Source organism: Burkholderia sp. PR2 (assembly GCF_052372875.1).
In the GTDB taxonomy this organism is placed as follows: domain Bacteria; phylum Pseudomonadota; class Gammaproteobacteria; order Burkholderiales; family Burkholderiaceae; genus Burkholderia; species Burkholderia diffusa.
This window is the reverse complement of record NZ_JBQRWH010000001.1, coordinates 220,293-238,935: the sequence shown is the minus strand read 5'-3', so window position 1 is coordinate 238,935 and position 18,643 is coordinate 220,293. Positions and strand designations below refer to the sequence as shown.

Annotated in this window: 18 protein-coding genes; 4 read left to right on the top strand and 14 right to left on the bottom strand. The window is 67.5% G+C overall.

Features of this window, described 5'->3' with window-relative positions; translation table 11 throughout:
- Positions 1–66: 66 nt before the first annotated feature.
- Entirely contained in the window at positions 67–1,335 is a 1,269-nt protein-coding gene (locus ACT2FV_RS01015) for a diguanylate cyclase domain-containing protein (RefSeq protein WP_151047554.1), read from the bottom strand.
- A complete protein-coding gene (locus ACT2FV_RS01010) occupies positions 1,332–2,039 on the bottom strand; it encodes a YfiR family protein (RefSeq protein ID WP_151047557.1) in 708 nt (235 codons plus the stop codon). Before ACT2FV_RS01010 ends, ACT2FV_RS01015 begins: the two co-directional genes overlap by 4 nt.
- 608 nt (positions 2,040–2,647) lie before the next feature.
- Here ACT2FV_RS01010 and ACT2FV_RS01005 point away from each other — a divergent pair.
- Positions 2,648–3,889 carry an NAD(P)/FAD-dependent oxidoreductase gene (locus tag ACT2FV_RS01005; protein WP_124622072.1) on the top strand — a complete coding sequence of 414 codons (1,242 nt, stop codon included), beginning with the start codon at positions 2,648–2,650 and terminating at the stop codon, positions 3,887–3,889.
- 16 nt (positions 3,890–3,905) lie between these two features.
- On the opposite strand, the gene ACT2FV_RS01000 is transcribed toward ACT2FV_RS01005, so the two are convergent.
- The 9 genes from ACT2FV_RS01000 to ACT2FV_RS00960 form a co-directional block, all read right to left on the bottom strand.
- Entirely contained in the window at positions 3,906–4,667 is a 762-nt protein-coding gene (locus ACT2FV_RS01000; RefSeq protein WP_124622074.1) for a FadR/GntR family transcriptional regulator, read from the bottom strand.
- 71 nt (positions 4,668–4,738) lie between these two features.
- Positions 4,739–5,629, bottom strand: a complete 891-nt coding sequence (locus tag ACT2FV_RS00995) for an amidohydrolase family protein (protein WP_174906528.1) — start codon at positions 5,627–5,629, stop codon at positions 4,739–4,741.
- 48 nt (positions 5,630–5,677) lie between these two features.
- Positions 5,678–6,619, bottom strand: coding sequence for an ABC transporter substrate-binding protein (locus ACT2FV_RS00990; RefSeq protein WP_059600212.1), 942 nt, complete (start codon positions 6,617–6,619; stop codon positions 5,678–5,680).
- A gap of 76 nt (positions 6,620–6,695) precedes the next feature.
- The gene (locus tag ACT2FV_RS00985; RefSeq protein ID WP_059685655.1) at positions 6,696–7,733 is read right to left on the bottom strand and encodes an ABC transporter permease; all 1,038 of its coding nucleotides are present in this window, start codon (positions 7,731–7,733) and stop codon (positions 6,696–6,698) included.
- 30 nt (positions 7,734–7,763) lie between these two features.
- On the bottom strand, positions 7,764–9,305 hold the full coding sequence (locus ACT2FV_RS00980) for a sugar ABC transporter ATP-binding protein (RefSeq protein ID WP_444502992.1): 1,542 nt from the start codon (positions 9,303–9,305) through the stop codon (positions 7,764–7,766).
- A gap of 12 nt (positions 9,306–9,317) precedes the next feature.
- The gene (locus ACT2FV_RS00975; protein ID WP_226114707.1) at positions 9,318–10,094 is read right to left on the bottom strand and encodes an SDR family oxidoreductase; all 777 of its coding nucleotides are present in this window, start codon (positions 10,092–10,094) and stop codon (positions 9,318–9,320) included.
- A gap of 81 nt (positions 10,095–10,175) precedes the next feature.
- On the bottom strand, positions 10,176–11,453 hold the full coding sequence (locus ACT2FV_RS00970; RefSeq protein ID WP_124622079.1) for an L-fuconate dehydratase: 1,278 nt from the start codon (positions 11,451–11,453) through the stop codon (positions 10,176–10,178).
- Positions 11,454–11,476: 23 nt separating this feature from the next.
- A complete protein-coding gene (locus ACT2FV_RS00965; RefSeq protein ID WP_444502991.1) occupies positions 11,477–12,319 on the bottom strand; it encodes an ureidoglycolate lyase in 843 nt (280 codons plus the stop codon).
- Between the two features lie 38 nt (positions 12,320–12,357).
- Positions 12,358–13,122 carry an SDR family oxidoreductase gene (locus ACT2FV_RS00960; protein ID WP_124622083.1) on the bottom strand — a complete coding sequence of 255 codons (765 nt, stop codon included), beginning with the start codon at positions 13,120–13,122 and terminating at the stop codon, positions 12,358–12,360.
- A gap of 697 nt (positions 13,123–13,819) precedes the next feature.
- On the opposite strand from ACT2FV_RS00960, the gene ACT2FV_RS00955 reads away from it, so the two are divergent.
- From ACT2FV_RS00955 to ACT2FV_RS00945, 3 genes are all read left to right on the top strand, one after another.
- Entirely contained in the window at positions 13,820–14,110 is a 291-nt protein-coding gene (locus ACT2FV_RS00955) for a DUF3331 domain-containing protein (protein WP_044847789.1), read from the top strand.
- Between the two features lie 130 nt (positions 14,111–14,240).
- Positions 14,241–15,227 carry an oxidoreductase gene (locus tag ACT2FV_RS00950; protein WP_444502990.1) on the top strand — a complete coding sequence of 329 codons (987 nt, stop codon included), beginning with the start codon at positions 14,241–14,243 and terminating at the stop codon, positions 15,225–15,227.
- A 212-nt stretch (positions 15,228–15,439) separates the two neighbouring features.
- Positions 15,440–15,742: a DUF4148 domain-containing protein gene (locus tag ACT2FV_RS00945; protein WP_059600219.1), complete on the top strand. Its 303-nt coding sequence runs from the start codon at positions 15,440–15,442 to the stop codon at positions 15,740–15,742.
- Between the two features lie 192 nt (positions 15,743–15,934).
- Here ACT2FV_RS00945 and ACT2FV_RS00940 read toward each other — a convergent pair whose 3' ends face one another.
- From ACT2FV_RS00940 to ACT2FV_RS00930, 3 genes are read right to left on the bottom strand one after another with little or no spacing between them, the layout of a single operon-like run.
- Positions 15,935–17,131, bottom strand: coding sequence for a TauD/TfdA family dioxygenase (locus ACT2FV_RS00940; protein ID WP_444502989.1), 1,197 nt, complete (start codon positions 17,129–17,131; stop codon positions 15,935–15,937).
- Positions 17,132–17,153: 22 nt separating this feature from the next.
- Positions 17,154–18,110 (bottom strand): alpha/beta hydrolase, encoded by a 957-nt coding sequence (locus tag ACT2FV_RS00935; RefSeq protein ID WP_151047573.1) that lies wholly within the window; start codon positions 18,108–18,110, stop codon positions 17,154–17,156.
- A gap of 43 nt (positions 18,111–18,153) precedes the next feature.
- Positions 18,154–18,642, bottom strand: a complete 489-nt coding sequence (locus ACT2FV_RS00930) for a thioesterase family protein (RefSeq protein WP_124622090.1) — start codon at positions 18,640–18,642, stop codon at positions 18,154–18,156.
- Position 18,643: the final 1 nt, after the last annotated feature.

Genomic DNA, 18,643 nt, shown 5'->3' with positions numbered 1-18,643 from the left:
CGCCCGCTTCGCGCGCGCTTATTATCCCGCCGCCGCGGCCTCGCCCACGGCGCGAAACGACAGACATCAAACCCGTCCCGCTACGCCCTCCGCCAGCTGCCACGACCCCGGCCGCGCACGCTTGGCGCGGTACATCGCGGCATCCGACGCGCGCAGCAAGCCGCTCGCGTCGGACGCATGATCGGGATACAGCGCAATACCGGCACTCATCATGGTGGCCACCATGCGCCCGTCGGACAGCTCGATCGACGGCACCATGCCGGACAAAATCTCGTCGGCGATCTGGCACACGCTGTCCGTATCGCGCACCGCCGTCAGCATCACCGCGAATTCATCGCCGCCCAGCCGCGCGACGAGATCGGTCTCGCGCACCTGCGCGCGCAACCGCGCCGCGATGCCGATCAGCACCGCGTCGCCCGCATCGTGGCCGAGACCGTCATTGATTTCCTTGAAGCGGTCGCAGTCGAGATACAGGACGGCAACCCGCTGCCCCGTCACCACGGCGTCGCAGAGGGCAACCGACAGACGCGACTCGAACTGCACGCGGTTGGGCAGCCCCGTGAGCGCATCGTGCGTCGCCTTGTGTTCGAGCGACGCGTTTTCGTCGCGCAGCGTGTTCTGCCAGTCTTCGAATTCGTCGAGCAATGCATTGAAGTCGTCGCCGAGCTGATTCAGTTCGGCGATCGCCACTGGCTCGACGCGACGCGCGAACGCACGCTCGCGGCGCGCGGCGTGCGCGACGTCGGCCAGCGCGCGCAGCGGCGCAACGATGTTGCGCAACAGACGCTTGGAGCTGACATACGCGCCGATCACGCTGACTGCCAGACAACCGAGAATGCCGCCGATGCCACCGATCAGGAACCCGAAGAACTGGTGCCCCCGGCCACGCACGATGACCTGGCCGATGACGACGCCGTCGTGCATCACCGCGGCGCTCACTGGCCCGGGAAGCGCCAGCGCGGCGACGCCGCGCTCGAGACGGGCGATCCGGCCTGCGGCGGGCAGTTTCCACGTCGCGAACAACTGGCCTTTGCCATCGGTGACGACCACCTGCGCGACGTCCTCGTCGTTGGCGATCGTCGCGATCGCCTCGTTCGCCGCGACACGGTCGCCGAACACGAGCGCTGCCTCGACCGTGTAACCGAGCGAGCGCGCCAGCAGGTTCAGGTTGTTGCCGGCGTACGCGCGCAACGCGATCACGGCGACGACGATCAGCGACACGGCGGCCATCGCGACCGCGACGAACGCAAGGCGCAAATGCGCGCGGCGCAACACGCTTTGCAGCGTCGAGCGCGATACACGTGAAGGCGAAATGGCGGGCCCCGAACGTGTCATGGCGTCAGCGTCCGCCGCGCGAGATTGAGCACGTTCGGATGCACGCGCACGCCACTGCGCGCGACGGCGTCGAGATTGATGTCGAACGTGACGCGTTCGCCTTCGACCGCGAGACAGAACATGCTGCCCGCGGTGCAGGACGGATCGTGTTCGGCGATGGTCAGCACCGGCCGGCCGACCAGCGCGGTCCTCACCCGCTTTCGCTCATCGTCTCCGAGCACGCCGAGATACACGACGTCGCATGCGACGCCGAGCGCGGGGTCGTCGAAGCGGACCCGCTGCACGTCGAGCACGGTCGAGCCGGCCTGTATCGTGCCGGTCAGGTCGCCCGCGTAGTCTGACCTGCCCGTCACGCACAGATGCAGGCGAACCGGTGTCGTCGGCCAGCGCGTGAAACTGATGATGCCGAGCACGACCTGGCGCACGGCGGAGTCGTGTGACGAAAAGGCGGGACTGGTGGGATTGACGGGTGTCGTGGTGGCGACGAGCCGCACCGTGTCGATCGGCGCGTCGGCATCGCCAGGCGCCCCGGCGAGAACGGAGGGCGCGACGCTCAAAGCGCAAACGATTGCGATGCATGCGTGGCGTAACGTGGCGACTCGGCCCGACCGGCCGGATGCCTTCCGCGCGGCGATTACCGCCGCGCCCGCTGGCGTCGATGCGGCCGCATGATTCTCGGCCGCCGCGCACATACTCGCATCCATGATGGAAACATCTGCTGCAGTCGTTCCCGGCGCTGCCCCTTCCTGCCATGCGCGTGCCGGCACCGTATCACACGCACGATTGCTTCCATCTTAGGTAAATATTCGTATCCCAAACCAGTGGGATACACCCGCGATTCATGTCGGAAAGTATGCGGAATCGGTGCTGTTCGTGGCGATGCGACGCCGAAGGATTGGCCAGCGAACAGGACGAACGTGCGAGTCAAACTTCATACGTTCCGCAGGGATGCGCCAGACCGGTTTCCCCACGCAACGATGCGACGCCGGTGGAAGTTGCCGCGCGATTCCGTCGCCGGACGCAACGAATCCGTCACGCGATGCTCGACACAACGACGTTTCATTCGTCCCCGGAACGCATACCCGTTCCCGTCCTTCACGGACATGGCGGGCTCAGACGAGCGGTCGGCAAATTCGATCGAAGCAACCCGTCGCCAGATGCCCCATCGCGCCGGACGAGGGAGCGCGATTCGCGCATCACCGCGTTCGCGAGTATCCTTGCTGATCATTCGATTGCAGTTCCGCGCACCCGGCCGAAGCGCGCGTCGCCGACGCCGAGTGTCGATCATCAACCGTCTATCTCGTCTTCCCTCATGGACTTCGACGTAATCGTTCTGGGCGCGGGCATCGTCGGCGTCTCCGCCGCGCTGCACCTGCAGGATCGCGGCCGCAAGGTTGCCCTCGTCGACCGCGGCGCGCCCGGCGAAGGCACGAGCTTCGGCAACGCGGGGCTGATCGAGCGCTCGTCGATCGAACCGTATCCGTTCCCGCGCAGCCCGTTCACGCTGATGCGCTATGCGCTCAACCGCTCCACCGATCTCTATTGGCACAGCGCGTCGCTGCCCGCGTTCGCGCCGTGGCTCGCGCGTTTCTGGTGGGAATCGGCGCCGCTGCGTCACGCGGCAGCCTCGCGCGACATGCTGCCGCTGATCGAGCGCTGCATCGTCGAGCACGACGCACTGATCGCGCGCGCCGGCGCCGGGGAACTGGTGCGCGCCAGCGGCTGGATGGAAGCGTTCCGCACGCCCGCCGCGTTCGAGCGCGCGGTCGCCGATGCGGGACTCACCGCGCGCCGCCACGGGCTCGGCATCACACCGCTCGATGCCGCGGCACTGCGCGCACGGGAGCCGAGCCTCGCCGCGGGCTTCTGCGGCGCGCTGCACTGGCTCGATCCGAAAAGCGTCGTCGATCCGTCCGCGCTCGTCAAAACCTACGCGCAACTCTTCGTGCAAGGCGGCGGCACGCTGCTCACCGGCGATGCCGCGAGCCTGGAGGCACTGTCGCCCGGCTGGCAGGTCACGACGGACGACGGCAAGATCGCCGCGCCGGCCGTCGTCGTCGCGCTCGGCCCGTGGTCCGACACGGTGTTCGGCAAGTTCGGCTACAAGATTCCGCTGCGCGAGAAGCGCGGCTACCACATGCACTACGCGCCGTCCGAACGCGGCGCGCCGTCGGCGCCGATCGTCGATCGCGAATACGGCTACGTGATCGCACCGATGCGGCGCGGACTGCGGCTGACCACCGGCGTCGAGATCGCGCGGCGCGGCCTGCCGCCGACGGGCGTGCAGCTCGATCGCGCGGAACGCGTCGCGCGCCCGGTGTTCGGCTTCGGCGAGCGGCTCGACCCGCACCCGTGGCTCGGCTTCCGGCCGTGCACGCCCGACATGCGGCCGGTGATCGGCCCCGCCCCGGCGCATCGCGGGATGTGGTTCTCGTTCGGGCACAACCATCACGGGTTGACGCTCGGCCCCGTCTCCGGCCGCCTGCTGGCCGAGATGATGACCGGCGAGACGCCGTTCACCGATCCGACGCCCTACCGCGCCGACCGCTTCTGATGCCGATCGCCCGCGCTCAGTCGAGGGCGCGGCCGAAGATCCGGATCACTTCGTCGAGATGCTCGGCCATCGCGCGGCGCGCGGCCTCCGGGTCGCGCGCGCGGATTGCATCGAGGATCGCGCGGTGTTCGAGCTCCGAGCGATGCGGCATGTCGTTCGGCATGTACAGCGACTGCAGCCGCTGGAACATCAGGTCGTACTTGTGCGCGAGCAGTTGCTTGATCATCAGCGCATACGCGGGGTTGTCGCTGGCTTCCGCGATACGGATATGGAACAGCCGATCGCCCGGATGCGTGAGCGACCCGCTACGGTTGTCTTCCTGGTTGCGCAGGAACGCCTCGTGAATCCCCTCGATCTGCGCGTCCGAGCCGTGTTTCGCGGCGAGCGACGCGGCTTCCGGCTCGATCAACCGGCGCGCCTGCAACAACGCGAACGGCGGGATTTCGGTATCGAGGTCGACAGCGATACCGAGCTCCGGATCGACCTCGACGATCGAGAACGGCGCGACCGTCGTGTCGATCCGCGGTTGCGGTGCGGTGGCCGCCTCGGGTTGGCGCACCTTCACGCCGTCGCCGACACGCACGCTGACGAGACCGTTCACCTCGAGCGCGATCAACGCCTCGCGCACCGATGTGCGCGACACGCCGAACTGCTCGGCCAGTTCGCGCTCGGGCGGGAGGTAACTGCCCGGCGGGAAGTCGCCCGACTCGATCATCGCGCTGAGCTTGTCGGCGATCTGCTGGTAGAGGCGGCGGTTCTGAATCGGCTGGATGGACATACGTTGATACAGGTAAGCGGTTGCGTTGCGGACGGTCTGACGAATGCCGCACCAGACTGATCGCGCCTATTCTATATGCCGGGCTTCATATCGTCCGGCACCGCATAGCACCGCGCGGCCGTACCGCCCCACAACGCGTCGCGCTCGGCCGCCGACAACCGCGCTTGTGCCCAGCGCTCGACCAGCGACGCCACTTCGTCGTACGACGCCGCGAGCAGACACACGGGCCAGTCCGAACCGAACATCAGCCGCTGCGGGCCAAACGCGTCGAGCGCCGCATCCAGGCATAGTTCGATGTGGCGGATGTCCTGCCCGCGCAGGCCGCGCCGCCAGTCCGTCTCGGTCACGAGCCCCGACAGCTTGCACACGACGTGCGGCATCGCACCCAGTTCGCGCAACGCCGCGCGCCAACGTGCGAGCGCGGTGTCGTCGCGGTCGAACTCGGCAAGCGCGGGCTTGCCGGCGTGATCCAGCACGAGCCAGTGCGCATCGTTGCGCGCACAGAACGCGCGCACGTCGCGCAACTGACGTTCGAACACGAGCACGTCGTACACGTAACCGTTCGCCTGCAGCCATGCGACGCCGCGATTGAACGCGGGATCCGCGACGAACGCGCCGACGTCGGCCTCGTCCTGCAGCAGGTGACGAAAGCCGCGAAGCTTCGGGCTGCGCCATTCCGCGATACGCTCGGCGAGCGCCGGCGCGCCGAGGTCCTCCCAGCCGACTACCGCCGCGATGCGCGCTTCGTCGCGGGCCAGATCGAGCAGGAATGCCGTCTCGTCGCGTCCGACGCGCGCCTGCACCGCGATCGACGCACCGAACGCCTGCGCACGCATCTGCGGCCACAGCGCGTCGGGCATGTAATCGCGGGCGAGCACGCCCATTCCGGCGCCGATCCATGGAAATTCGGCCGCGCGGTAACGCCAGAAGTGCTGATGAGAATCGATGCGCACTGCGCCCATGGTGTCCTCGCCGTTCGCCGTCGTCCGCCGTGTCAGGTCACGTCACGTTCAGTCGTACAGCACCGCCGTGATTTTCGGGTCGTCGATGTTGGTCTTGTCGTACCAGTAGAAACCGGTATCGATGACCTTCGGCAGCTTCTCGCCCTTGATCGCCTTCACGGCCGCCTCGACGGTCTTGTAGCCGATCCCGACCGGATTCTGCGTGATCGCGCCGGCCATGATCCCGCTGCGGATCGCATCCTTCTGCTGCTTGCCGGAATCGTATCCGATGATCACGACCTTGCGCTTCATCTCGCGCACGCCGTTCACCACGCCGATCGCCGAGCCTTCGTTGGTGCCGAAAACGCCCTTGAGCTTCGGGTACGCCTGCAGGATCGACTTCGTCACTTCGGTCGACTTCAGCTGGTCGCCCTCGCCGTACTGCACGGTCACGATCCGCACCTTCGGGTGCGCCGATTTCATCCGTTCGAGAAAACCGTCGCGGCGATCGATGCCGGTGCGGCTCGTCTGGTCGTGCGCGACCACGGCCACCTCGCCCTCGTCGCCGATCAGCGCGGCGAGCTTGTCTGCGGCGAGCGCGGCGGCGGCCTTGTTGTTGGTCGCGGCGGTCGTCACCGGGATGTCGCTGTCGACGCCCGAGTCGAACGCGATGACCGGGATCTTCTCGGCCTGCGCCTTCTTCAGGAGCGGTAACGCGGCCTTGCTGTCGAGCGCCGCGAAGCCGAGCGCCGCCGGCTTCTTCGCGATCGCGGCGGACAGCATGTCGATCTGCTTGTCGACCATCGCCTCGGTTTCGGGGCCTTCGAACGTCACCTTCACCTTGTAGTCCTTCGCTGCCTGCATCGCGCCCGCCTTCACGGCCTGCCAGAACTGATGCTGGAAGCCCTTCGAAATCAGCGGGATGTAGGTTTCCTGCGCCTGCGCGCCGGCCGTCACGCCAACGGCGAACGCCAGTCCGACGATCGCGTTCAACACCTTGCTCCTGATCACTTCGCGTCTCCTTGGTTGGTATCGACTGAAATGCCGGACGGGCCGGCGGTGAAGCACATGTGTGTTCGTGCGTGCGTCAGCGGCGCCGCCGGCGCAGGATGTCCACGTAGACGGCGAGGATGATGATCACGCCCGTGACGACCGTCTGCCATTCCTGCGCGACCGACATGATGCGCAGGCCGTTGGTCAGCACGCTCATGATGAACGCGCCGATGATGGTGCCGACGATGCTGCCCGCGCCGCCCGACAGCGACGTGCCGCCGATCACGACGGCCGCGATCGCATCGAGCTCGTAGCCCTGTCCGAGCGCGGGCTGCGCGGAATTCAGCCGCGACGCGATCAGGAGCCCGGCGATCCCGCACACCGCGCCGCTGAACGTATAGACGGCGATCTTCCACGCGTCGACGTTCACGCCGGACAGCCGCAGCGCTTCCTCGTTGCTGCCGAGCGCGAACGTGTAGCGGCCGAAGATGGTCCGGTTCAGCACGATCGACGCGCCGGCCGCGACGAGGAACAGGATCAGCACCGCGTTCGGAATCGGCAGCGCGGGAATCAGACTGCCGATCAGCGAATCCTGCGCAATCGACGTGAAGCCCGGCGTGTCGTTGAAGTAAATCGGCCGCGTGCCCGAGATCACGAGCGACAGCCCCTTGAGCAGCATCATCATCCCGAGCGTCGCGATGAACGGCGGCACCTTCATCTTCGCGATCACGAAACCCGACACACTGCCCGACAACGCGCCGAAGCACAGCGCGGCCAGGATCCCGAGCGGCAGCGGCATGCCCCAGTTCGTCAGCACGACGCCGGCCATCACCGCGCAGAACGTCATCAGGGTGCCGACCGACAGGTCGATGCCCGACGAGATGATCACGTAGGTACACGCGACCGCCAGCACGCCGTTCACGGCGGTGGCCTGCAGGATCGTCACGAGGTTGTCGACTTCGAGGAAGTTCGACGACGCGAAGCTGAAGAACACGATCAGCAGCACGAGGCTCGCGAACGCGAGCAGCTTCTGCCGCGCGGCCGGGTTGAAGAAGCGCGACTTCAGGCTCGATGCGGCGGCCGGCGTGTCGCCGGAAGCCAGGGGCGGGACGGGATGCGTATCGTTGGACATGGTCGGTAGGCGTATGAATCGGCGTCCGAATCAGGACAAAACGGTCGACTCGCGCTGCGTTGCGAGCTGCATGATCTTTTCCTGCGTGGCGTCGGCCGCGCGCAATTCGCCGGTCACGCGCCCTTCGCACATCACGAGAATCCGGTGGCTCATGCGCAGCACCTCGGGCAACTCCGACGAGATCATCACGATCGCCTTGCCGTCGGCGGCGAGCGCGTCGAGCAGCTTGTAGATCTCGCTTTTCGCGCCGACGTCGATGCCGCGCGTCGGCTCGTCGAAGAACAGGATGTCGCAGTCGCGCAGCAGCCACTTCGCGATCACGATCTTCTGCTGGTTGCCGCCCGACAGGAGGCGCGCCGGCTGCGCGACCGACGGCGTGCGGATCGCGAGCTGCCGCACGTACGACTGCGCGGTGTCCCGCATCCCGCGCGCATCGAGGAACACGCCGCGGCGCACGAAGCGCTGCATGCTCGACAGCGCGATGTTGTTCTGCACGTCCATCCCGAGCGCGAGCCCGAAGTGCTTGCGGTCCTCCGACAGATAACCGATCCCGTGCGCGACCGCGTCGGCCGGCGTGCGGATCGTCACGGTCTTGCCGTGCACGCGAATCTCGCCCGCGTCGACCGGGTCCGCGCCGAACACCGCGCGCGCGACCTCGGTGCGGCCCGCACCCATCAGCCCCGCGAAGCCGAGAATCTCGCCGCGCCGCACCGTGAAGCCGACGTCGCGGATCGCGCGGCCGCGCGACAGCCCGCGCACGTCGAGCGCGACCTCGTTGGCCGAGGTATCGGGCGGCGTGCGGAACGTCGTATCGAGCTGGCGACCGACCATCATCGCGATGATCGCGTCCATCGACGTGTCCGCCATCGGCACGGTCGCGACGTACTTGCCGTCGCGCATCACCGTCACGCGATCGGCGATCTGGCGCAGCTCGTCCATCTTGTGCGAGATGTAGACGATGCCGACGCCGTGCGCGCGCAGGTCGCCGATGATGCGGAACAGCTCGGCGATCTCCGCGTTGTTCAGCGCGGCGGTCGGCTCGTCCATGATCAGCACGCGCGAGTCGAACGACAGCGCCTTCGCGATCTCGACCATCTGCTGCTTCGCAACCGTCAGCCGGCCGACCGGCGTGCGCGGATCGAGATCGAGCCGCATCCGTTGAAAGATCGCGGCCGCGTCGCGGTTGAGCGTGTCCTCGTCGACGAACACGCCGAAGCGGCCGCGCGGCTCGCGCCCGATGAAGATGTTCTGCGCGACGCTCAGGTGGTTCATCAGGTTCAGCTCCTGATGAATGATGCCGATGCCGAGCGCCTGCGCGGCGCGCGGATCGTCGATCTCCACCGCGCGGCCGTCCATCCGGATCTCGCCTTCGTCCTTCTGATAAACACCCGCGAGAATCTTCATCAACGTCGACTTGCCGGCGCCGTTCTCGCCCATCAGCGCGTGGACTTCGCCGGCATGCAGGTCGAACCGGCAATCGTCGAGCGCCTGCACGCCCGGGAAGCGCTTGCCGATGCCTGTCAGCGCAATCAGCGCGGCGGGTTCGGCGGTCGGGTTCAGATCGGGTTGCATGGCTCGATGGTTTCAGCCGATCGCGCGATCGAGATGCGTATAGCCGCCGTCGACGAACAGCCACTGGCCCGTCGTGTGCGACGCGCGCGCCGACAGCAGGAACACGGCCGTGTCGGCGATCTCGTCGGCGGTCGTGAAGCGCTTGCCGAGCGGCACCTTGCCGGCGATTTCCGCGAGCTTCGCTTCGGGGTCGTCGAAACCGGCGATCCAGGTCTGGTAGAGCGGCGTCATCACCTCGGCCGGAATCACGGCGTTCACGCGCACGCCGTCGTCGCGCAATGCGACGGCCCATTCGCGCGTCAGCGCGAGTTGCGCGCCCTTCGATGCGCAATAGCCGCTCGTGTTGCCCTGCCCGGTGACGGCCGTCTTCGACGAGATGTTGACGATCGCGCCGCGCGTCGCCTTCAGGTGCGGCACGCAGTAATGCGCCATCACGTAGTAGTGGATCAGGTTGCGTTGGAGCGATGCGACGAACGCGTCGCGCCCGGCGTCGAGCCCGACGCTGTCGTTGATGCCCGCGTTGTTGACCAGGCCGTCAATGCGGCCGAAGCGCGCGATGGTTTGCGCGACCGCGTCGCGGCATTGCGCGTCGTCCTGCAGTTCGACCGACACGCACGCGGCGCGCGGCTGTTGCTGCGTGAGGGCGCGCCAGAAGCCGTCGTCCGGCGTGTGGCGCGCGAATACCACCGGAATCGCGCCTTCGCCGGCCAGCCGCATCGAGATCGCGGCGCCGATGCCCGATGCGCCGCCGGTCACGATCACGATCTTGTCTTGCAGATTCAAATCCACTTCGCGTCTCCGTCGTTCATGTTGTCGCCGCGCGGGCCGCGCGCGGTGCATCGCGCGTCGTCGTGCTGCGTGCCGCGTGCTTCAGCCGCGGAATCGATACCGCTCCAGCGATTCGGGCTTCATCTCGATCGAGAAGCCGGGCGCCGTCGGCGGCATGTAGGCCGCGCCGCGCACGACGCACGGCTCGACGAAATGCTCGTGCAGGTGGTCGACGTATTCGGTCACGCGCCCTTCCTTCGTGCCGGCAATGCACACGTAGTCGATCATCGACAGATGCTGCACGTATTCGCACAGCCCGACGCCGCCCGCGTGCGGACACACCGCCAGCCCGTATTTCGCGGCCAGCAGCATCACCGCGAGAATCTCGTTGACGCCGCCGAGCCGGCACGCGTCGATCTGCACGATGTCGATCGCGCCGCGCGCGATGAACTGCTTGAACAGCACGCGGTTCTGGCACATCTCGCCGGTCGCGACCTGCACGGGCGCGATCGCCTCGCGGATCTTGCGATGCCCTTCGACGTCGTCGGGGCTCGTCGGCTCCTCGATGAACCACGGTTTCGCGAACGCCAGCTCGCGCACCCAGTCGATCGCTTCGTCCACCTCCCACACCTGGTTCGCGTCGATCATCAGCTTGCGGTCCGGGCCGATCACCTCGCGCGCGATCGTCACGCGACGGATGTCGTGCTCCAGGTTCGCGCCCACCTTCAGCTTCACGTAGTCGAAACCGGCGTCCACCGCCTCGCGGCACAACCGACGCAGCTTGTCGTCGCTGTAGCCGAGCCAGCCCGCCGACGTCGTGTAGCACGGGTAGCCTTCGCGCTCGAGCGTCGCGATCCGCGCCGCCTTGCCCGGCGCCTGCCGTCGCAGCAGGTCGAGCGCCTCGTCCTGCGTCAGGCAGTCGGTCAGGTAGCGGAAATCGATCGCGCGCACGATCTCCTCGGGGCTCATGTCCGCGACGAGCCGCCACAGCGGCTTGCCCACCGACTTCGCCCACAAATCCCACACCGCGTTGACGACGGCGCCCGTCGCCAGATGGATCGCGCCCTTGTCGGGGCCGATCCAGCGCAACTGGCTGTCCGACGTCACGTGCCGCCAGAAGCGGCCCATGTCCTCGCGGATCCAGTCGAGGTCGAGGCCGACGACGAGGTGACGCATCGCGTCGATCGCCGCGCAGCAGATTTCGTTGCCGCGCCCGATGGTGAACGTGAGCCCGTGGCCTTCGAGCCCGTCGTGGTCGGTTTCCAGCACGACGTACGCGGCCGAATAATCGGGGTCCGGATTCATCGCATCGGAGCCGTCGAGCTGCTGCGAGGTCGGGAAGCGCACGTCGAGGACGCGCATCGATCGAATGATAGGCATGACGAACGGTCCGTAAAAGGAAATCAGGCCTGCACGGTGCGCTGGCGCTGCTCGCCGAGCCCGTCGATGCCGAGCGTGATCACCTGCCCGGCGCGCAGATAGACCGGCGGCTTCTGCCCGAGGCCGACGCCCGGCGGCGTGCCGGTCGAGATCACGTCGCCCGGCTGCAGGCTCATGAAGCGGCTCAGATAGCTGATCAGGTGCGGCACCCGGAACACCATCGTCGCGGTCGTGCCGTTCTGGTAGCGGTGGCCGTCCACCTCGAGCCACAACCGCAGCGCGTGCGGATCGGGGACTTCGTCGGCCGTCACGAGCCACGGGCCGAGCGGGCCGAACGTGTCGTTGCCCTTGCCCTTGTCCCACGTGCCGCCGCGCTCGAGCTGGTATTCGCGCTCCGACACGTCGTTCACCACGCAGTAGCCGGCGACATGCGACAGCGCGTCGGCTTCGTCGATGTAGCGGCCACCCTGGCCGATCACCACGCCGAGCTCGACTTCCCAGTCGGTCTTCTCCGAGCCGCGCGGAATCTCGACGTCGTCGTTCGGCCCCGAGATCGCGCTCGTCCATTTGCCGAACACGACGGGCTCGTTCGGGACTTCCATCCCGGATTCGGCCGCGTGGTCGGAATAGTTGAGCCCGATGCAGATGAACTTGCCGACGCGGCCGACGCACGCGCCGAGCCGCGGCGTGCCTTCGACGAGCGGCAGCGACGACGGGTCGATGTCACGCAGCCGCGCGAGCGACGCGGGTGCGAGCGCATCGCCTGCGATGTCGTCGATCACGCCCGACAGGTCGCGAATCCTTCCCTGCGCATCGAGCAGGCCCGGTTTTTCGTGGTGCTTGTCGCCAAATCTCAGCAGTTTCATGTTGTGTGAGGAAACGGAAGGTGAAGAGGAGGACGCGGTCAGTTCGACCAGCCGCCATCGATCAGGTGAATCGCGCCGGTCGTAAACGACGCTTCGTCGGACGCGAGGTACAGCGCGAGCGCGGCCACTTCTTGCGCGGTGCCGATGCGGCCGATCGGCTGGCGCGCGACGAACGCCTGGCGCACCTCGTCGGTCGACACCTGGCGCGTGCGCGCCTGGTCCGCGATCCGCTGCTCCAGCGACGGCGACTCGATCGTGCCCGGGCAGATCGCGTTGCAGCGGATGCCCCGCTCGACGAAATCGGCAGCGACGGCCTTGGTCAGGCCGATCACGGCCGCCTTGGTGGTGCCGTACACGAAGCGGTTCGGCACGCCCTTCACGCTCGACGCGGCCGATGCCATGTTGATGATCGACGCGCCGCCCGCTTCCAGCATCGCCGGCAGCAGCGCGCGGATCAGCCGGTACATCGACGTGACGTTGAGGTTCAGCGAGAACGCCCACGCGGCATCGTCGCAATCGAGGATCGAGCCGTGGTGCACGAACCCCGCGCAGTTAAAGAGCACGTCGAACGCGCGCGCCTGCGCGGCGAGTGCCGAAACGTCGCCCGCATCGGTCACGTCGAGCCGCCGCGTGGCCAGCCTGCCGCCGGCGCGTTCGGCGTCGGCCGCGAGTTGCGCGAGCGCAGCCTCGTTGATGTCGGTCGCCAGCACGTCGGCCCCCTCGCTTGCGAACCGCAGCGCGGTCGCGCGGCCGATACCCTGCCCGGCCGCCGTCACCAGCGCGCGCTTGCCCTGCAATCTCATGAGCACCACTCCTGTAGAAGCCGGTCGAGCCGACTAATTGGCACAAAGGACCAAAGGTCCAACCAATCATAGGACAGATTCCGGATTTGTCACGATCGCGGGATTCAGTATTTTCCCGAACGGCAGAATCGGGGCGGCGGCGGTGCCCCGGACTTCGGCGACCGTCTCGTTCTGATTCCGGCGCCCAACCACCTGTCCCGCAAAGCCAATACCGGCGGGGGTTTGCGCCGGCCACGGGCGCCTGGGTCGCGCCGCCGTCGCGGCGAAACTGACAAAAAAGTCATGTTCCCGTCAGGGTGTCAACGGGGGGCGCGCGCGATCATGATGTTGCCGGACCGCGCTTCCCGGATCACCGCACCCCGCCCGTCGCCGATCCCTGACGGGCACCTCCGTCCCCCGCGGTGTCCACGTGACTGAGCGAGCAGACACGGCGGCGCGGGCCGATTTTCCGCCCCGGGCGTTCGCGTCCGGGGCGCTTTTGTCGTTGGTCTTACACGCTTTTGTCGTTGGTTTTTCAAGAAAATGCGCGTCGATTGTTTCTGAATCGGCAAAAGGTAATTTGAGCCAGACAGGATGTTTTTTCCGGTCACAGACGCTTACATTTAGCGCACCACTCATGGAAACCGCTACGGAATCGCCGTCGGGTAGTGACATCCACTGCCACGGCCGAAACCGCACGAGCTTTAGGAAACGGCAAATGAAGGCCTCCAAATCCCTGCCTGTGCTCGATCCCGCCGACGTCCACGTCGAAATTCTGGAACGCTCCGATACGCTGCTCGTCGTTCGCTGGGTCGAGCCCGGCCGCTGTCATTACGGCGAACAGCGCTGGCGCCGCCGCTTCGCGCAGCGCACCGGCACCTGTGCGCTGTCGCGCCAGGTCATCCAGCGCGGCGACGAAGTCTTCCGCCCGGCCGAGCGCCCGGCACCGGCGAACGCGGCCGCGATGATCTCCGCCGCCGAAGTGCTGGCCCTGGCCGGCAGCCGGTAACGCGCAAGCCGGCCTAGAACCACCGATCTAGTTCCCCCGCTTGTCTGCCCCGCCCGCGCGGACTATCGTTACAGCATTCAATGTAACGATTACGCGTCGTGGCGCACCGGCCACGCCGATGGAGGCAGACATGCACGCATGGAGCGCGCGCCACGTCCCGGCGCAAGGCGGCAAAGTTGCGGTCGTGACCGGCGCCAACAGCGGGCTCGGCTGGCACATCGCGGAAACGCTGGCCGCCAAGGGCGCAACCGTCGTAATGGGCTGCCGTGACGCCGCGCGCGCCGCGCAGGCCGCCGATGCGATCCGTCGGTTCCATCCCGCCGCACGGGTCGAAGTCGATCCGCTCGACCTCGCCGATCTCGCGTCGATCCAGCGCTTCGCCGCCGACGTCTCCGACCGCCACGGCCGCGTCGACATCCTCTGCAACAACGCAGGCGTGATGTTCCTGCCGCTGCGGCACACGCAAGACGGCTTCGAGATGCAGTTCGGCACCAACCACCTCGGCCATTTCGCGTTGACCGGCCATCTGCTGCCCGCGCTACGCGCCGCGCGGCGCGCGCGAGTCGTGACGATGTCGAGCGGCTTGAACCGCGGCGGCCGGATCCGCGTCGACGACCTTCGGGCCGAACACCGTTACAACCGTTATCTCGCCTACTGCGACAGCAAGCTCGCCAACCTCGTGTTCGCGATCGAACTGCAGCGCCGCTTCCAGCGCGCGGCGTTCGCGGGCATCAGCGTCGCCGCGCATCCCGGCTACGCGGCAACCAATCTGCAGTTCGCGGGCCCCGCGATGGACCGTTCGCCCACGCGCGCCGCGCTGATGCGCGCGGCGAACCGTTATCTCGCGCAACCGGCCGACCAGGGTGCGCTTCCCGCGATTCACGCGGCGACGTCGCCCGACCTCACCGGCGGCTCGTACATCGGACCGTCCGGCTGGTTCGAGTCGCGCGGCCTGCCGGCACCGGCAAGCGTGCCGCGCGCGCCACGCGATGTAGCGACCGCCGCGCTGCTGTGGGAGGCCTCCGAAGCCGCGACGGGCGTGCGTTTCCTGAGCTCGGGCGTGGCCGAGGGTCGCCTGCCTGCCACGCCGCTCGACACGTCGGCCGAGACACGTTGAATCGCGCTCCTCGCCTCAACATTCATCATACTTATTACACTTACAGAAACGAAAGCTTAGTGAAAGCCTGATTGGACAGCCCACTGTTACCAGTCCGGAAACAATCTATCGTCAAAATCAGCGTTTACCCTCAACCACCCGGTGACTAAGATTTAGTCAATCGCTGCAGACATGGTGTCGCAAGCGAACCCAATAAAACACCGGAGGTCATCATGAAATCGCTCGTTTCCGCAGTCGTTGCCGCTGTCGCCCTGTCCGCTTCGTTCGGCGCTTTCGCACAAAGCACCGTGACCCGCGCACAAGTCCGCAACGAACTGGTCCAGCTCGAACAAGCCGGCTACAAGCCGGGCGTGTCGAGCCCGTATTACCCGAACGACATCCAGTCGGCGGAAGCGCGTGTTCATGGTGCCGACGCCAGCGGCTACGGCGCGCAACCGGCTCCGGTCGTCCACTCGGGTGCCCCGGTTGCCGCAGCGTCGTCGAACGCTCGCGACTCGATCTTCTTCGGCCAGTAAGCCGACGCGCCCTGACGGGCGCACCGCGCGCGGCGCGACGAAGCTGTACCCGGACGAGCCCCTGATGCGGGCTCGTCTTTTTTTGTGAAGCGCATACCTCCGCCGCCCGGCAGCGGGTGGCTTCGCCCGGGCGCGCTGCGTCCGGGCGCTTTTTCCGCGGCGAGGTATGCGTGGCGATGCCGTATGCGCCGGTCAACGCCCCGCGGCTGCCGCAGGCGCCGCACGCGACAGCACGCGCCAGCGCGACAGCAGTTCGTCGCGATCGACGTAGCAGCCCTGCAGATGCCGGCGGCCCGTCGACGGATCGAACTCCGTGCGCGCATGCAGCACGCGCCGGTTGTCGAATGCCCACATGTCGCCCGCCCGCAGCCGGCGCTGCACCCGGAAACGTGGCTCTCGCGCGAGCCCGAGAAAGCGCCGGTACGCGCGGTAGATGGCCGCGACCGATCCGGCCGGCGCATCGAGCGGCCCGCGCAGGAAATTCGCGACGCGCACTTCCGTCACGTTGCCGCGTGCATCGAGGCCGATCACCGGCGCCGAACAGCGGTAGTCGCTGTTCGCACTCTTGTTCCAGAACTCGAACGGCGTCGAGGCAAGGTGTTCGAAATCGGCCGGATAGTCGCGCCGCAGCGCTTCCGCGAGCGCAAAGCCGTCGAGGAAAATGCTGTCTCCGCCCGTCGCGTCGTTCGCGAGGCAATGCAGGAACTGCACGCCCGGCTGCAATTCACGCGTCGGCAGGTCGGTGTGCGGCGGCAGGTTGAGCGACGTGTAGGCATTGCTGTCCGGTCGCGGCTTCGACTCGACATCGAACAGCACGCCGAAATTGCTTTCGCGGATCAGGCCGACACGACGCGCGATCTGGTCGACCCGGCCGCGTTCGGCGGGCACGCCCTCGATGAGCGTCAACCCCGTGCGCTGCAACGCGGCGAGCCACGCGCGCAACGCGCCATCGTCCTCCATCACGTCACGCCACGCGAACACCCCGATCGCCGTCGCATCGTCGCCGGCCCATACGTGCCGCCCGTGCGCGGCCTGGCGTTCCGCGCGCGACGCATCGTCGTATGCATGCGCGCGCAACCATCCCGGCGACCAGGTACTACGATGCCCGTCGTTCCACTCGACGTGCAGCGCGCCGTCGGTTTCGACATGCACGGCGAGCGCCGACAGATCCTCGCGCGCGTCGGCGATCTCGAACACCTGTTCGCGCGTGAGCGCATGCACGCACGCGGAACACGCGCAGTTGTCGCGCAGCCAGTCGAAGTGAAACGGCGATCGTCGCGTGTCGCTCCACTCGACGTTCACCGCTCCATCGCCAATCGTCGCCGCCGCAATGGCCGCGTCGGCGGAATAGGTCCGCCAGTCCTCGATACGGTGTTGCGCTGCCTGCATCGTTGTCTCCCGGAAACGCCCGCTACGCGTGTGGTGCGAGCAGAAACCCACCGATCATCCGGTGCATCCGCGCCGCCTGCGGGCTCGTTCCGAGCGCGCGCCAGCAGCCGTGCACCAGCCCCTCTCCCCTCCAGTAACGCGCGGCGCCGCCGGCCGCAAGGATTCGTTCGACATAGACGCGTGCATCGTCGCGCAGCGGATCGTGTTCAGCGCCGATCGCGAGCACGGGCGGCAGCCCGTCGAAGCGCGACGCCGCGAGCGGTACCGATGCACGCAGCAGCGGATCGTCGTTCAATGCGGCTTCATCCGCATCGCCCCAGTACAGCGCGCGATAACGATGGACGTCGTCGAGCGTCAGCATCGGCGCGCGCGCTTCCGTTTCGCGCGCCGGCGATTGCGGTTCGATGCCGAGCATCGGATATACGAGTGCGATCCCGTCGATGCCGCCTTCGCCAGCGTCGCGCAGCGCGGTCGCGACGGCCGCCGCGAGATTGCCGCCCGCGCTGTCGCCCGCGAGTGTCAGCGGTCGTGCGCACGAGTCGAACGGCCAGTTGACTGCGTCGCGCGCGGCACGCGTGACGGCCAGGCAATCCTCGAGCGCGGCCGGCGCACGATGCTCGGGCGCGAGCCGGTAGTCGACCGCGATCACGGCAAGCCCCGTGTCGGCCGCCAGTTGCGCCGTGATCAGCGCGTGACTGTCGAGCGAGCCGACGACGAAGCCGCCGCCATGAAAGAACAGCACGGTGCCGCGCGGCTTGCCCCGCGCTGGCGCGTAGCGCCGTAGTGCGATCGCGCGCCCGTCCGGCGCATGCCACACGGCGTCCTGCCGCACGACGCCGGCCGGCAGTACGGCGGGCGTCCACGCGGCCGCGAAGCGATCGTAGACGCGGCGTTGCTCGACGGGCGAGCGCGCCGCCGCGTCGGCCGGATACCACGCGTCGACGGCCGCAACGAATGCCGCGATTTCCGGTTCGAGCATCGTGTGCGCTCCGCAGTCGACGGTCGAAAGTTGAACGCCGATGCTAGCGACGCGGCGGCAGCCCGATCACGCGGCCCGCATACGCGGGCGCCGCGCAATCGCGCTGCAACGCATGCAGTTCGGCCACGCGCGCGGCGACGTCGTCGTCGAACGGCGCCGATTTCGCGCCGTCGCGCGTGTCGACGTGCAGCAGCATCTGCTCGCTCGCCGACACCGCGCCGTCATGACCGTCCGCGAACAGCTCGAGATACAGGTGCAGCCGCTTCGCGTCGTGCGCGAACACCCGCGCGTCGACGCGCACGCGCGTGCCTTCCTTGATCTCCTGCAGATAGTTCACGTGCGCCTCGAGCGTGTAGACCGAGCGGCACCGCTCGCGACGCACGGCGTCGTCGAGGCCGATGCGGTCGAGCAGCGCATCGGTCGCGAAACTGAAGATCAGCAGATAGAACGCGTCGCGCAGGTGGCCGTTGTAGTCGACCCACTCGGGCCGCACGACGTCGTGGTAAATCGTCAGCGGGGTATCGCCGGTCATG

Bases quoted from the DNA above. Each gene is read 5' to 3' on its own strand.
- ACT2FV_RS01005 (WP_124622072.1), top strand. From the start codon at position 2,648: ATGGACTTCGACGTAATCGTTCTGGGCGCGGGCATCGTCGGCGTCTCC.
- ACT2FV_RS00950 (WP_444502990.1), top strand. From the start codon at position 14,241: ATGCACGCATGGAGCGCGCGCCACGTCCCGGCGCAAGGCGGCAAAGTT.
- ACT2FV_RS00995 (WP_174906528.1), bottom strand. From the start codon at position 5,629: ATGGGCGCAGTGCGCATCGATTCTCATCAGCACTTCTGGCGTTACCGC.
- ACT2FV_RS01010 (WP_151047557.1), bottom strand. From the start codon at position 2,039: ATGGATGCGAGTATGTGCGCGGCGGCCGAGAATCATGCGGCCGCATCG.
- ACT2FV_RS00965 (WP_444502991.1), bottom strand. From the start codon at position 12,319: ATGAAACTGCTGAGATTTGGCGACAAGCACCACGAAAAACCGGGCCTG.
- ACT2FV_RS00935 (WP_151047573.1), bottom strand. From the start codon at position 18,110: ATGCTCGAACCGGAAATCGCGGCATTCGTTGCGGCCGTCGACGCGTGG.
- ACT2FV_RS01000 (WP_124622074.1), bottom strand. From the start codon at position 4,667: ATGTCCATCCAGCCGATTCAGAACCGCCGCCTCTACCAGCAGATCGCC.
- ACT2FV_RS00955 (WP_044847789.1), top strand. From the start codon at position 13,820: ATGAAGGCCTCCAAATCCCTGCCTGTGCTCGATCCCGCCGACGTCCAC.
- ACT2FV_RS00945 (WP_059600219.1), top strand. From the start codon at position 15,440: ATGAAATCGCTCGTTTCCGCAGTCGTTGCCGCTGTCGCCCTGTCCGCT.
- ACT2FV_RS00960 (WP_124622083.1), bottom strand. From the start codon at position 13,122: ATGAGATTGCAGGGCAAGCGCGCGCTGGTGACGGCGGCCGGGCAGGGT.
- ACT2FV_RS00980 (WP_444502992.1), bottom strand. From the start codon at position 9,305: ATGCAACCCGATCTGAACCCGACCGCCGAACCCGCCGCGCTGATTGCG.
- ACT2FV_RS00940 (WP_444502989.1), bottom strand. From the start codon at position 17,131: ATGCAGGCAGCGCAACACCGTATCGAGGACTGGCGGACCTATTCCGCC.
- ACT2FV_RS00970 (WP_124622079.1), bottom strand. From the start codon at position 11,453: ATGCCTATCATTCGATCGATGCGCGTCCTCGACGTGCGCTTCCCGACC.
- ACT2FV_RS00985 (WP_059685655.1), bottom strand. From the start codon at position 7,733: ATGTCCAACGATACGCATCCCGTCCCGCCCCTGGCTTCCGGCGACACG.
- ACT2FV_RS01015 (WP_151047554.1), bottom strand. From the start codon at position 1,335: ATGACACGTTCGGGGCCCGCCATTTCGCCTTCACGTGTATCGCGCTCG.
- ACT2FV_RS00930 (WP_124622090.1), bottom strand. From the start codon at position 18,642: ATGACCGGCGATACCCCGCTGACGATTTACCACGACGTCGTGCGGCCC.